Genomic DNA, 12,915 nt, shown 5'->3' on the forward strand with positions numbered 1-12,915 from the left:
AACAGGTAATATTTAACGTTACTTCACTGTATTCACGTTAATTATTCAGGACTGATGATGTCTCAACCTAAAGCGATGTCCGTTAATGCCCTCACCCACATTATCCTATTCTTCCTGGTCATCAACGCGATTGATGTCGTTTATGCGTTGATGCACTGATGGCTTATTGCGCTGCGATTTACCGTTGTTTTTTTGCGAGCCAGACTCGAAAGATGAGATAAATTCCCCGTCACGGATTTTTTAATCCGTGAGCCTTGATAGACTGCAGACGATAAAATAGACTATAGACTATCAAGGATGGCATCGTGTGGCAGGTTGAAGCAACAGATCGGTTTTGGAAATGGTTGCAGGCTCAGGATGAAGCGTTGCGTCTCGACGTGCTTGCCGCCCTGAAGCTTCTGGCGCAGGACGGTCCGCATCTCGGACGCCCTTTCGTTGATATCCTGATGTTATCGCGGGTGCCCAATATGAAAGAGCTACGCGTGCAAAGTAAAGGTCGTCCCATCCGCAGCTTTTTTGTTTTCGATCCACGCCGCCATGCGATTGTGCTGTGTGCCAGCAACAAACAGGGTAAAAATCAGAAGCGTTTCTATCAGCAGATGCTTCGCATTGCCGAAACCGAATACCATCATAATCTGAACGCAATCGGGGAAACTCATAATGAAAACCTTGGATGAGATGCTGGCGGCGCTGACGCCCGAACAGCAACATCAGGTAGATGAACGCGTCAGCCAGATGCGTCAGGAATACCAGCTTTATCAATTACGTGAGCAGATGCAGCGAACTCAGCGTCAGCAAGCGCAGGCCATGCATATTGCCCAGTCATCTGTGGCGGCGATGGAAGCGCGTGGAGCAGAGTTAAAAATTTCCACGCTGAAGCGATACATTGAGGCGCTGGGTGGAGAGCTGACGCTGGGTGTAAAGATGCCGGGTGGCCAGCATGTCGACTTAATTATCTGACAATTCAGGCAGAGCGCATAACGCCCTGCCCCAGACTCAGATCAACGGTGGCAGCATCGGCCTGCACCGCAGTCAATCAGGAGTTATTTGGCGTGGCAGCGCTTTCGCTGAACTGCGGTTTTTGCCGCGTAACGGAATAGACCACGTTTTTCGGGCCATTGGTATCTGTTGTGACATCGACCGTAGGAATGGTCACGTTGCCAAAACCAAACAGTGTTTGCACGTAGCCGCCAATCTGGTGTTTACCGGCCGGGACGCGGAGCTCTTTACTCTCGCCCTTTTGCAGCAGTCCTGCTTCCTGACCATCCACCGTCACGTACACGGATGAGCCATCATCGGTGCGCGTCACCAGATGGGAGACATTGATGACGGTCGGTCCGCTGGCAAACGGCGAAGCGATGTCGTTGTTTTCGATCGGAGCGGAAGCGGTAGCCGGGGCTTCTGCGGCGGCGGCATCAGCGCTGCTGTCGCTGGCAGCATGACGCGCGCAGCCGGTGAGCAGGAGTGTGGCCGTTAAAGTGGCCAATGTGAAACGCGAAAACATCGTGACGAAAAACCTTCTGCTAAATGAGAAGTATTTATTTTAGCGTTACCCGCGCAGTGATAACAGTCACAGAAATCCAGTATTTTCCGAAAACCGGGGATGCGGGTCTCCGTTTGTCCCCCGGCCGCACGCAATGTCAACGCGCGCCGTTCTCCCGGCCCGGGAAAACGGCGCAAGCGGACGGATTACAGTGAATAGCGCGCCAGCGGCGCCACAGTGGTGATCAGCCCGTTGGCTTTCATATATTCACCCAATGCCTGATAGCGTGCCTGATTGAATGCCGCGCTGTGCGTTGCAAAATAAGGCAGCGTATCCTGCCAGGCCTGATGATTGAGCGGCGTATCCAGTTCAGGGTAACGCTTGATGAACGCCTGCCACGCCTCTTGCGGGTGAGCGCGCAGCCAAGCGATGCCCGCATCCAGCCCACGCAGAAATGCCGGAATACGAGGATCGTTTGCCGCCGTGTTGCTGTTGGCCAGAATGATCAACTCATCATAGGCCGGCACGCCGTAATCTTCCGGTTTAAACGACACCGGCTTTGCGCCTTTGTCCTGCAAATCCAGCAGCTCGTAGTCACGGAAGATGGTCAGCGCGCTGTCAATTTTATGCGTCAGCAGCGCGGAGACGGCGTCCATATTCAGATTAACCAGCTTCACGCTGTTAACGTCGACACCCTGCGATTTCAGCATATTGCGGATAGCCACATCTTCCGCGCCGGGAATCGCATAGCCAATCGATTTACCGGCAAAGTCTTTAATACTGTGGATATCGTCCGATACGGCTGTCAGGGTGTTCAGCGGCTGGTTAATCAGAGTGCCAACCCGGATCACCGGCACCTGCTTGTCCACCAGCGTATAGAGCTGCGGCTGATAGCTAATCGCCAGATCCGCTTTGCCTGCCGCCAGCAACAGCGGCACTGACGCGGAATCCGCCGGTGCGATCATCTCGACATCCAGCCCCTGCTGTTCAAACGCCCCGCTATACTGAGCGGCAAAGATCGCCGCGTGGTTAGGGTTAATGAACCAGTCGAGCAGCAGCCGCACCTTTTCGGCTGCCTGCGCGTTGACGGTGGCCAGCAGCAGTAACGAAGCGATGGCACGAAGAAGTCTATTCACTCAAGTTCCTTAGTATGATTGCCAGAGAAATTTTTTACGCACCAGCGCCACGGCCGCTGAGAGCAGCAGCGCCAGGCTTATTAGCAGCAGCAGCGCAGCAAAACTGGTGGCCGTTTCCAGCCGCGCGTTGGATTGCATCATCAGGTAGCCCAGCCCTTCGCTGGCACCGACCCACTCGCCGATCACCACCCCAATTGGTGCCAGCACCACCGCCATCTGCAGGCCGGCGAAAAACTGCGGCAGCGCGCCGGCCAGCGCACGCGCCAGAAAATACGCCAGCGCGAGGGATACAGGGTCTGCGCCAGCTCCAGCCAGCCGGCAGGCGTACGACACAAACCGTCGAACAGCGACAGGCACAGCGGGAAAAACAAAATCAGCGCCGCCACCACGACTTTTGACGCGATGCCAAAACCCAGCCACAGCACCAGCAGCGGGGCCAGCGCAAATACCGGGATGGTCTGGCTGGCTGTCACCAGCGGAAACAGCACCCGACGCAGTAGCGGGCTGGAGGCCATCAGCACCGCCAGCACCACGCCGCCGCCGACGCCCAGCAGCAGCGCCAGCACAATTTCCGCCAGCGTAAATAGCGCGTGATGCGCGAGCAGCTGCCGCTTTTGCCACAGGGCCTCCAGCACCGCCTGCGGTGCCGGCAGCAGATATGCCGGTACGCCGTTGTGCCGCGCCAGCAGCCACACGCCCAGCACCACCGCGATCAGGTAGATAACACTACTCAGCTTTTTCATAGGAATTCAGTCGGGAAAAGAGTTCGGCCTGCGCCTGCAGCAATCCGGCATCATTGAGCGCGCGCGGCACCGTACCGGTCGGTACAGGCCAGAGCGTCACCTGTAGCGGCTGGCCGTGCAACAGCAGGATGTCATCGGCCATGCGGCAGGCTTCGAGCGGATCGTGCGTCACCAGCAGCACCGTTTTACCGCGCAGCAGCGTCGCGGTCTACGTTTGCAGCTGGTGTTTGGTCATAACATCCAGCGTGGCGAACGACTCATCAATCAGCACCAGCTCGCGCTGTGCATACAGCGTGCGCGCCAGCGCGAACCGCTGCCGCATGCCACTAGAGAGCTGCGACGGCGCGGCTTGCGCCTCGTCTTCCAGTCCCACCTGTGCCAGCAAATGGTGCGCCCGCACGCGGTCCGGCTTCGCACCGCTCAGACGCGCAGTCAGCATCACATTCTCCAGCACCGTCAGCCACGGATAGAGCAGATCCTGCTGCCCCATCCATGCCACGTGCTGCGCAATACCGCTCAGGCTGCCCTGCTGCGGCTGCACTAAGCCGGCCACCAGACGCAGCAGCGTACTTTTACCAATGCCGCTGCAGCCCAGCAGCACCGTGGTTTTGCCGCCGCGCAGTTGCAGATTGAGCCGATCGCACAGCTGTTTTTCGCCCTAGGCAAAGCTCACCTGGTCAAAGCGGATGTCCTGCGTTATGGCCGCCGCGCCGCCAGAATCGCCAGCTGGTTAAAGCCGCGCTGCGCCAGCGCGCTGGCCGCCTGCGCCGCCCGCATGCCGCTGGCGCAGACCAGTACGATGCGGCGATCCGCCGGTGGCTGCCAGGCGTCCAGTTTATGCGGCAACACGCGCTCAACCCGCTCGGCCACGCTGGCGGGCGCCTCTTCGTAGCTGCGCAGCTCCACAATGCAGTCTTCGGGCTGTAACAGGTGAGCATCAATAAACGGCACGCCGGGCTGTGCCGGTTCCTGTGCCGCATCAAAGCGGAACGAACGAAAGTGCCAGTTGACGAAGTCACATTTGACCATGCAGCCGAGCGGTGAGGGTTGCAGGCCGAGCAGTACGCTGAGCGCCATCTGCGCCTGCATCGCCCCCAGCGCCGACACGGCCGGGCCCATCACGCCGGCGGTGTTGCAGTTAGCCGCGGAAGCGGGCAGCTGCGGAAATAGCGCACGATAGCTCGGCGCGCCGCCGCAAAAACCGCCAGCATACCCCTGACGCCCCAGCACCGAGGCGCTGATCAGCGGTATGCCTGCCTGGAAGCAGGCATCAGACAGTTGGTAGGTCACCGCAAAGTTATCCGCGGCATCGATCACCAGATCGCACCCCGCCAGCGCCTGCGCGATATTGCTGGCGCTCAGCGCCTGGGGCACCGCTTCGATTTGCACCTCAGGATTGCGCTGCTGCAAAGCCTGCTGCGCCGCCACAGCTTTGCTGCGACCCACATCCTGCAGGGTGAACAGCGTCTGGCGATGCAGGTTATGCAACGCGACCTGATCGTCATCGTATAGACACAGCTGACCGACGCCCGCGCCCGTCAGCTGAGGCAGCAGCGTGGCGGCCAGCCCACCGGCACCGGCTACCAGCACGCGGGCGCGAGCCAGTTTCTGTTGCCCGACGACGCCAATTTCCGGCAGCATTATCTGGCGTAGGTAGCGTTCCATTGCGCGCTCCTTATTTCAGGTTGGCCAGGCCGAAGATCGGCGTTGAGGCCACGGCCATATCACGCTTCTCCATCAGCCCGGCATCGCGCGCGCCCTGCCCGGCGGCGATCGCCTGGCTGAACGCGCGCGCCATCGCCACCGGATCGCCCGCTTTCGCCACGGCGGTATTGAGCAGGATGGCATCGAAGCCCATTTCCATCGCCTGCGCCGCCTGTGACGGCGCGCCGATGCCGGCATCAATGATCAGTGGAATATCGCTGAACCAGGCTCGCATCGCTCGCAGCCCGTCAATATTTCGCAATCCCTGGCCGGAGCCGATGGGCGCGCCCCACGGCATCAGCAGTTCACAGCCGGCGGCCAGCAGTTTTTCACCGACAATCAGATCTTCCGTGGTGTAGGGAAACACCTGGAAGCCGTCGGCGCACAGAATGCGTGCCGCTTCGACCAGCGCGAACGGATCGGGCTGCAGCGTGTCGGCATGACCAATCACTTCCAGCTTGATCCACGGCGTGTTAAACAACTCGCGCGCCATGTGCGCGGTGGTGACGGCCTCTTTGACCGTGTGGCAGCCAGCGGTATTGGGCAGCACGCGCACATTCAGGCCCGTCAGCAGCTCGCGAAAAGCCGCGCCCGCCGTGCCTTCGCGGCGCAGGCTGACAGTGATAATTTCACTGCCGGATGCGGCGATCGCCTGCTGCAAAATCGCCGGTGAAGGGTAGCCTGCGGTGCCGAGCAGCAAACGTGACTGCGGTGTAAAATCGTAAAACATCGCTCAGCCTCCCTGCATCGGTGACAGGACTTCCAGCTGCCAGCCTTCCTGTAACTGCAGGCTGGCATACTGACTTTTCGGCACAAAATCGCCGTTGCAGGCGGTGGCAACACAGGCCGCGTCGATTTGCTGTTCGATCAGCAATTCGCTGAGGCTGGTGGCCTCAGTGCTAATGGTGCGGCCGTTAAGCTGAATATTCATGGCTAACCTCCCCAGACAGGCGCTGCATCAGCTGTTCTGCCATCATTGGTGCCAGCAGAAAACCGTGACGATACATGCCGTTAAGATAAAAAATACCGTTGTGATAGTGGATTTCCGGCAGATTAGCCGGCCATGCCGGACGCAGACCGCTGCCGCTTTCGATGACGCGCGCTTCCGCCAACGCCGGATGCAGGGTGTAGGCCGCGCTGAGCAGTTCCATCATGGCGCGCGCGCTGATAGCGCTGGCATCGTCGCTTTCGATCATGGTGGCGCCGAGCATGAAGTGGCCGTCGCGACGCGGCACCAGATAACAGGGAAAACGCGGATGGAGCAGACGAATCGGCCGGGAAAATGACACCTCATGACTCTGCAGGATCAGCATTTCCCCGCGCACCGCGCGCAGACCAGACAGTTGCGCTCTGGCATGGATACCGCGACAGTCGATGATCCGGCCCGATGGCTGGCGCGCATCAAAGCGGACGCCGCGCTGCAGCAGTTTGTCACGCAGTTCAGCCAGCGCACGACGCGGATCGAGATGCGCTTCGCGCGGAAAAAACAGTCCGCGCGCAAATCGGTTTTCCAGCGCCGGTTCGAGCGACGCCGGATCAACCCATTGATGCTGCGTCGTCATGCGCGCGAAGCGGTTTAACTCCGGGTTATCACGCGGCGGTGCCAGCACTAACGTGCCCTGAAGCACCACGCTGCTAACGCGCGTTTGCCACCATGCCGCAGCATGTTGGCCGAGGGTAATCACGTCCGCCGGCGCGCTTTCTGCTTCACACCACGGCGCCAGCATGCCACCGGCAAACCACGAGGCAGGCTGACGCGCTTCATCGTCAATGACGTCTACGGTTTCGCCGCGCTCAGCCAGCAGCGTGGCAACACAAAGCCCGGACACGCCGCTACCGAGCACGCTCCAGCGGTTCATGAACAACGTTCCGGTAAATAATCTGGGGAATTCACATCGGCCTCTCAGTGATAACTGAGACCCGCAGATACAGGTGAAGGGAATCGACGCCAGCGATCGGACTCGCCTTTGCGCCAGACGGCTTTGCACATGAGCCGTCAGTCTTCCTACGCCAGCATCAACTGGGTCAGGTTCAAAGGGTCGCTAAGCCGCGCAGTGCGCTATTAGCCTCTCAGTCTCTCAGGCGAGACTCCCCCGACGCGTCTATTTGTATTGCAGGCGCTGGCTGGCGTCAAGCAGCACGTTAACCGCGCTGCCTGCATTGTGGATCAAAATTGCAACCTATGGTATACTAGACGGATAGCGGGTAGATGATAAAAATAAAAAAGACTGTTTTATTATTCACTTATAAATTTTTCAGCTAATCATGGAAGCATTATGAATAAGTTTCGTGTAGCTTTTATTAAAGCAGGATGGCATCAGGCGATCGTGAACAACGCGCTGGTGGGATTTGAGCAGGAACTAGCAGAACAAGGCGTCGAAAATACATTAAAAAGCGACGACGTACCCGGCGCGTTTGAAATACCGCTGCTGGCTAAAGGCTTGGCCGAAACCGGCAAATTTGATGCGATTGTCTGCGCCGCGCTGGTGGTCGACGGTGGCATCTATCGCCATGACTTTGTCGCGCAGGCCGTAGTCGATGGCCTGATGAATGTGCAGTTCGCCACGAATGTTCCGGTGTTTTCGGTATCACTCACTCCGCACAATTTTCAGCCGGTCGACGCGATTGAATCGTTTTATACCGAACATTTTATTAAAAAAGGCAAGGAAGCCGCCCGCACCGCCCTGTCGATTCATCAGCTGCAGATCGATTAATATTTTTTAAGCGGTAGCGGTAATAATTGATGGCCGGACTGAATAAAGAAATTTCTGGCCGATGAATATTTCAACGCGGGGCTATTGACGGCGGGTTATGAAGTGAAATGATTTCGCCAGCATTCATACTGGCGAAATCCTGAGTACCGGTGAAATTAGCGGCTTACTTCGTGACCAATCAGGCCGCCGATAGCTGCGCCGCCGAGGGTACCGAAAGTGCTGCCGCCGGTCAGAACGGCGCCACCCACCGCACCCACACCGGCGCCGATAGCGATGTTGCGGCCACGATGAGACATGCCACAAGCCGTTACAGGAAAGGCTAAAACTAATACCACTGCGATACTAAAGCTGCGTTTTAAAACCATCAAAATCCTCATTACCATTAATTCTAATGGAATGTAATAGTGTTAACTTTGTTTGTTGTTTAGCCGCCAAATACTTGGCGTAGCGTGCTTATCCTGGAGGCAAATTTAAGGGGCTTTGCATTTTTGTGGAAGGTAAAAATTCTTATTTTATGCCGGACCTGTCAGGTGCTGGTTATTATTCGTACCTTAAGCCAAATAAAAAGGCATGGCGTGAAGGTTCACGCCATGCCTCGTTGACTTACCGCGCAATGAATTAACGCTGCGGATGATTAACTTCTACTAGTCGTAAATCAAACACCAGCACTTCAGCATTGTTACCGTTAGCGAACTGCAGCGCCGTCTCATTGCGCACGCGCACGCCGTCGCCGGCTTTAAAGCTCACGCCATTCACTTCAATGCTGCCGCGCGCCACATGAATATAAGCATAGCGATCGTTAGCCAGTTCCAGCGTCTGCTGCTCGGCACCGTCAAACAGTCCCGCGTAGATACGCATATCCTGACGCACGCGCAGCGAGCCGTTGTCGCCTTGCGGCGAAACAATCAGGCGCAGCTGGCCGCGTTTGTCGGCTTCTGCCACTGAAACCTGCTGGTAACCCGGCTCGGTACCGCGTTCCGCCGGCACAATCCAGATCTGCAGGAAGTGCACATTATCCTGTTTCGAGTGGTTAAACTCGCTGTGCGTCACGCCGCTGCCGGCGCTCATCAGCTGCACGTCACCGGGCACGATAACCGAACCGGTACCCATGGAATCTTTATGCTCCAGCGCGTCTTCCAGCACGTAGGAGATAATCTCCATGTTGTTGTGCGGATGCGCACCGAAACCGCGACCCGGTGCCACCTGATCATCGTTAATCACTAGCAGATCGGAGAAACCGGTCTGGTGTGGGTCCCAGTAGCTGGCAAACGAAAAGGTATGGCGTGAATGCAGCCAGCCGTGATCGCCTAAGCCACGTTGTTCGGACAGTCGTTGTTCAATCATGGTCTGCTCCTTAAATTTTTACCTAGAGGGCGAAGGCCCTTCCCGTTGCTGACCAGTATACGTAAACTGATTTGCCCAACAATACGCCTGTATGACAATGACTGTCACAGATAAGTGGACAATACGCAGATTGAAGATCTCCGGATTTACGTCGCCGTAATCAAAGCGGGCAACTTTACCGCTGCGGCTGAACAGCTTATGCTCTCCAAGCAGTACGTCAGCCGGCGCATCGCCGCGCTGGAAGAGTCGCTCGGTGCGTGTTTCCTGAATCGCAACACGCGCAAACTGTCCGTTACCGACAACGGCCAGCTGTTTGCCCAGCATGCTCAGCGCATTCTGGATGATGTGCAGGAAGCCGAACTGGCGGTGTCCGGTCATCGTCAGGTGCTGCGCGGCAGTTTCCGTCTCAGCGTGCCGATGTCGTTCGGCATGTGGATATGGTGGGCGAAGGTTTTGATATGGCGATCCGCATCGGCACGCTGCCGGACTCCAGCCTGATCGCTAAACGGCTGGGGGAATTCCGCCGCGTGATCTGTGCCAGCCCGGCCTACCTGCAGGGCGCGGGCGCACCGCGTGAGCCTGAGGATCTGCTGCAGCATCTCTGTCTGCGCTATAGACGTGAAAGCCAGACCGGCTGGGAGCTGTTTCAGGGCGACACGCGCAAAGTACTGGCGGTACAGGGACCGATGGTCAGCAATAACGGAGAAATGCTGCGTGATGCGGCTGTCGCCGGGCTGGGCCTGATCCTGCTGCCGGAGTTTATCGTGGCTCCGGCGCTGGCGCGTGGTGAACTGGTTACGGTACTGGATGACTGGCATCCGGCCTCGCTGCATCTGAATGCGCTTTATCCGCAGCATCGCCAGCGCAGCGAGATCAATCGGGTATTCATGACGTTCCTGCAGGCAAAGCTGGCAGGCAAATGAATCAGCCCACTTCACTGCCTATCGCAGCACGCAGTGCCGGTGCCGCTTCCCCGCTCATCGGGCTCACCAGCGCATAGTTATAGTGGCGATCGCTCCAGTATTGCGCCACCAGATTGTCCGCCTGGCGCGAGCCCTTTTCCAGCCGCACGGTTTGCGGGCGAATGTACCAGCCAACGCGCGTACCGCTGGCGGTCTGATACAGCACCAGCGCCGAGGCGCCATGCTCATTCGCCATCAGGCGCGCGCCAATGAGCTGATAGCCAAAGCGCTCCAGATTGGGCGGGCAGGGTACCATTGATAAAATAGCGGCTCAGCCAGCTGGCCAGCTGTGTCGTCTGATGGGTGTTAATGTCCATCGTCGCCTGCTGCGCGCCATCGCCGAATAACCGGTAAGCCTGTACCGCATCCTCCATCGGTAACGGGTGATTCTGTAAGCGTTCAGTCATCTGCCAGCCGGACAGACTGCCGATCCCCAACGCCAGCACCAGCGAGCAGGCCAGCGCCAGCCGCTGATAACGCTGCCGCGCGCGCTGCTGGCGCAGCTGTGCCGGCTGCAGTGGCGTAAAGGCGGTTCGCGCCATGTTGCGCTGCAGGCTTTGTTGCAACCGCAGCTTGTCCTGACGCCAGCCCTCAACCTGGGCGGCGACGTCAGGATGCTGCACCAGCCAGTCGCTGACGGCCTGATGGCTGGCGCTATCCAGTTCACCATCCAGCCAAGCGTGCAGCTGGTTCTCATCGGGCGGGATATTCATTTTAATCTCCTCAACGTCACCGGGGCCGGCAGGCCTTCGGTCATGTGCTGCAACTGTTTTCGCGCCCGCGACAACCGTGACATCACAGTGCCCAGCGGAATGTCCAGCGTGTCAGCCGCTTCCTGATAACGCATGCCTTCAACGTTGACTAAGAGCAGCAATGCGCGACTGTCAGCCGGCAGACGGGCGAACAGCGCCAGCATCTCATCGGCGATGGCATGATGCTCAAGCCGACTCGGCAAACGGCTCGGCGCGGCTGAACAGCGTCATAATCGCCTGCCAGCGCTTGCGGCGGCGTTCGCCATCAATGAACTGATGCCAGAAAATGGAAAACAGCCAGGCACGCAGACTGCGCGTGTCGCCGCGCGCCGCGTCCAGTGCTTTGACCAGCGTGTTTTATACCAGATCCTCAGCGGCCATGCGCTCACGCGTCAGCCCCAGCGCAAAACGCTGCAAATGCGGCAGTAATGCGCGGATTTCGTCATCGCTCAATGCAGACATTATTTTTGCTCTCGCACCCGGCGCAGTCCGGTCATGCTACTCAGCACGCCATCCCGTAAAATCAGACCATGCAGCAGCGCGGCAGCCAGATGGGCCAGAATCAGCGCAAACAGACTAAACGCCAGCAGCGTATGTAACGGACGCAGCACGGCATAACTTTCCACGCTAACCGGCAGCACCAGACCCTCGCCAATCGTCACCGGAAAACCGCCTGCCGACAGCATCGCCCAGCCCACCAGCGGTTGCGCCAGCATCAGTAAATAGATGCACCAGATGGGTCAAATGTGCCACCGTTTGCTGCCAGCCCGGCACCGACGCGGGCATGGCGGGCACACCATAGTAACGCCGCAGTCCGATACGCACGACCACCAGCAACGCGATCACCACGCCGAGCGGTTTATGTATCGCCAGCAACAGTGAATGGGCAGTCGAGATATCCGCCACCATCGCCACGCCGATAAATAGCATGGTCAGCACGGCCAGCGCCATCAACCAGTGTACGATGCGCAGCAGCGGATGAAACAGGGTTGTCTGGTGACTCATGATTTTTCTCCTGCTGGCGCGCCTGTTCAGCCGTACGCAGATTGAAAGATTTAGCGTAAGCGGCGGAGCGCGCGTTGAGCAGCGGATCGTCCGAACCGCTGATACCCTGCGGCAGAATCAGCGGATCGTAATTGATGTCATTGCAGCTACCGCCCTGCTGCGGGCTGCTGTCGCGCAGCGTCAGCGTACCGGCGACAATCTGTTGCCGATCGGCTGGCCACACCTTGCTGGCATCGTTCACCGCATCGCCGGGCTGGGCCACGCTGATCACCAGATCCCACTTCAGCGGTGCGGTCGCCAGCCGGTCGTGCAAGTCGCTCTGCAGATAATCCGGCTGCTGCTGCTGTGCCGCGCTGATCGGCTGCCATGGCGTACGCGGCACCAGACTCCAGCGCACAAAGCGCGTTTCACCCTGCGCATTGGTAAAGCGGAAGGCATTCAGGCTGTTGTACCGCTCCTGCGCCCAACTGGCGGCCAGCACATGGGTTTTCACCCAAGCAAAGAACGGTTTAACTTCGGGATGGGCAACGGTAAACGCCATCAGCTTTTGCGCATCAGGCTTGCCGGTCTGCGGCAGCGGTCGACTGGCCTGCTGCTGATCGTAAAAAGCCTGCGGCGTACTGACCGGCAAAAACGGCAGCGCGTTCATGCCGGTGCGCCACTGCTCTCCGTGCGCCAGCTGAAATTCCAGCGCCAGGCTGCGCACCGGCACGCCATAATCCGGCGCATGCGGATTACCGCCGGCAATGGCAAAGCGGCCAATCACCGGCACCGTACCCGGCTGGAAAACGCTGGCGCGTGACAGAAACGCCGCGTTGCCGCTGGAGGTAAAATCGCCAGTAACACACACGCCCTTGGCATGATTGCGCGGGTATCCCGGATGCACACCGCTGTTTTGCTGCAGCGACTGCACCAGACTTTGCGCACTGAGGCGCTGCGGCGTCAGCCAGCCGCCTGCAGCAAGAAACAGCACCAGCAGTAATCCGGGAATAATGACGACCAGCAGTAACAACGGCAGATGTCTGACCGTGGGTTTAAAGTTCATCTTAGCCAACTCAGTAAGGAAAAGTGG

Annotated in this window: 15 protein-coding genes, 5 pseudogenes and 1 riboswitch; of the genes and pseudogenes, 4 read left to right on the plus strand and 16 right to left on the minus strand. The window is 58.4% G+C overall.

Going from position 1 to position 12,915, the window contains the following annotated elements; translation table 11 throughout:
- The first annotated feature begins 305 nt into the window (after positions 1-305).
- Positions 306-677, plus strand: coding sequence for a type II toxin-antitoxin system RelE/ParE family toxin (locus AC6I8M_RS11535; protein WP_010615689.1), 372 nt, complete (start codon positions 306-308; stop codon positions 675-677).
- Complete coding sequence (locus AC6I8M_RS11540) at positions 661-960, plus strand: helix-turn-helix domain-containing protein (RefSeq protein WP_010615688.1); 300 nt, start codon at positions 661-663, stop codon at positions 958-960. Before AC6I8M_RS11535 ends, AC6I8M_RS11540 begins: the two co-directional genes overlap by 17 nt.
- 76 nt (positions 961-1,036) lie before the next feature.
- Here the strand turns inward: AC6I8M_RS11540 and AC6I8M_RS11545 are convergent, their stop codons facing one another.
- The 9 genes and pseudogenes from AC6I8M_RS11545 to AC6I8M_RS11585 form a co-directional block, all read right to left on the minus strand.
- Positions 1,037-1,504, minus strand: coding sequence for a hypothetical protein (locus tag AC6I8M_RS11545; protein ID WP_010615687.1), 468 nt, complete (start codon positions 1,502-1,504; stop codon positions 1,037-1,039).
- A gap of 185 nt (positions 1,505-1,689) precedes the next feature.
- The gene (locus tag AC6I8M_RS11550) at positions 1,690-2,619 is read right to left on the minus strand and encodes an ABC transporter substrate-binding protein (RefSeq protein WP_010615686.1); all 930 of its coding nucleotides are present in this window, start codon (positions 2,617-2,619) and stop codon (positions 1,690-1,692) included.
- Between the two features lie 9 nt (positions 2,620-2,628).
- A pseudogene (locus AC6I8M_RS11555) lies at positions 2,629-3,362 on the minus strand (ABC transporter permease).
- Positions 3,346-3,543: an ABC transporter-like protein gene (locus AC6I8M_RS11560; RefSeq protein ID WP_010615683.1), complete on the minus strand. Its 198-nt coding sequence runs from the start codon at positions 3,541-3,543 to the stop codon at positions 3,346-3,348. The pseudogene AC6I8M_RS11555 and the gene AC6I8M_RS11560 overlap by 17 nt, the downstream one beginning before the upstream one ends.
- A 27-nt stretch (positions 3,544-3,570) precedes the next feature.
- Positions 3,571-3,981: pseudogene (locus AC6I8M_RS11565) on the minus strand (ATP-binding cassette domain-containing protein); the annotation flags it as partial.
- 77 nt (positions 3,982-4,058) lie between these two features.
- Positions 4,059-5,027: a HesA/MoeB/ThiF family protein gene (locus AC6I8M_RS11570; protein WP_010615681.1), complete on the minus strand. Its 969-nt coding sequence runs from the start codon at positions 5,025-5,027 to the stop codon at positions 4,059-4,061.
- A gap of 10 nt (positions 5,028-5,037) precedes the next feature.
- Positions 5,038-5,796 carry a thiazole synthase gene (locus AC6I8M_RS11575; RefSeq protein WP_498013386.1) on the minus strand — a complete coding sequence of 253 codons (759 nt, stop codon included), beginning with the start codon at positions 5,794-5,796 and terminating at the stop codon, positions 5,038-5,040.
- Between the two features lie 3 nt (positions 5,797-5,799).
- Entirely contained in the window at positions 5,800-5,997 is a 198-nt protein-coding gene (thiS, locus tag AC6I8M_RS11580; RefSeq protein WP_010615679.1) for a sulfur carrier protein ThiS, read from the minus strand.
- Complete coding sequence (locus tag AC6I8M_RS11585; RefSeq protein WP_010615678.1) at positions 5,981-6,925, minus strand: FAD-dependent oxidoreductase; 945 nt, start codon at positions 6,923-6,925, stop codon at positions 5,981-5,983. The genes thiS and AC6I8M_RS11585 overlap by 17 nt, the downstream gene beginning before the upstream one ends.
- Positions 6,926-7,051: 126 nt before the next feature.
- Positions 7,052-7,171: riboswitch (TPP riboswitch) on the minus strand.
- A gap of 171 nt (positions 7,172-7,342) precedes the next feature.
- Between AC6I8M_RS11585 and AC6I8M_RS11590 the strand changes: the two genes are divergently transcribed.
- On the plus strand, positions 7,343-7,780 hold the full coding sequence (locus tag AC6I8M_RS11590) for a 6,7-dimethyl-8-ribityllumazine synthase (RefSeq protein WP_010615677.1): 438 nt from the start codon (positions 7,343-7,345) through the stop codon (positions 7,778-7,780).
- Positions 7,781-7,935: 155 nt separating this feature from the next.
- Here the strand turns inward: AC6I8M_RS11590 and AC6I8M_RS11595 are convergent, their stop codons facing one another.
- Both AC6I8M_RS11595 and AC6I8M_RS11600 read right to left on the minus strand, forming a co-directional pair.
- Entirely contained in the window at positions 7,936-8,145 is a 210-nt protein-coding gene (locus AC6I8M_RS11595) for a YMGG-like glycine zipper-containing protein (protein WP_022547258.1), read from the minus strand.
- Positions 8,146-8,398: 253 nt separating this feature from the next.
- On the minus strand, positions 8,399-9,124 hold the full coding sequence (locus AC6I8M_RS11600; protein WP_058948753.1) for a pirin family protein: 726 nt from the start codon (positions 9,122-9,124) through the stop codon (positions 8,399-8,401).
- A 114-nt stretch (positions 9,125-9,238) separates the two neighbouring features.
- Between AC6I8M_RS11600 and AC6I8M_RS11605 the strand changes: the two are divergent.
- A pseudogene (locus tag AC6I8M_RS11605) lies at positions 9,239-10,047 on the plus strand (LysR family transcriptional regulator).
- A 1-nt stretch (position 10,048) separates the two neighbouring features.
- On the opposite strand, the gene AC6I8M_RS11610 reads toward AC6I8M_RS11605, so the two are convergent.
- From AC6I8M_RS11610 to AC6I8M_RS11630, 5 genes and pseudogenes are all read right to left on the minus strand, one after another.
- Positions 10,049-10,282, minus strand: coding sequence for a hypothetical protein (locus AC6I8M_RS11610; protein ID WP_318285075.1), 234 nt, complete (start codon positions 10,280-10,282; stop codon positions 10,049-10,051).
- Positions 10,272-10,799 carry an anti-sigma factor family protein gene (locus tag AC6I8M_RS11615; protein WP_022547254.1) on the minus strand — a complete coding sequence of 176 codons (528 nt, stop codon included), beginning with the start codon at positions 10,797-10,799 and terminating at the stop codon, positions 10,272-10,274. The genes AC6I8M_RS11610 and AC6I8M_RS11615 overlap by 11 nt, the downstream gene beginning before the upstream one ends.
- Positions 10,796-11,300 (minus strand): annotated as a pseudogene (locus tag AC6I8M_RS11620) (sigma-70 family RNA polymerase sigma factor). Before AC6I8M_RS11620 ends, AC6I8M_RS11615 begins: the two are co-directional and overlap by 4 nt.
- Positions 11,300-11,789 (minus strand): annotated as a pseudogene (locus AC6I8M_RS11625) (cytochrome b). The pseudogenes AC6I8M_RS11620 and AC6I8M_RS11625 overlap by 1 nt, the downstream one beginning before the upstream one ends.
- Positions 11,698-12,888: a catalase family peroxidase gene (locus AC6I8M_RS11630; RefSeq protein WP_010615672.1), complete on the minus strand. Its 1,191-nt coding sequence runs from the start codon at positions 12,886-12,888 to the stop codon at positions 11,698-11,700. Before AC6I8M_RS11630 ends, AC6I8M_RS11625 begins: the two are co-directional and overlap by 92 nt.
- Positions 12,889-12,915 lie beyond the last annotated feature (27 nt).

Source organism: Type-A symbiont of Plautia stali (assembly GCF_059731155.1).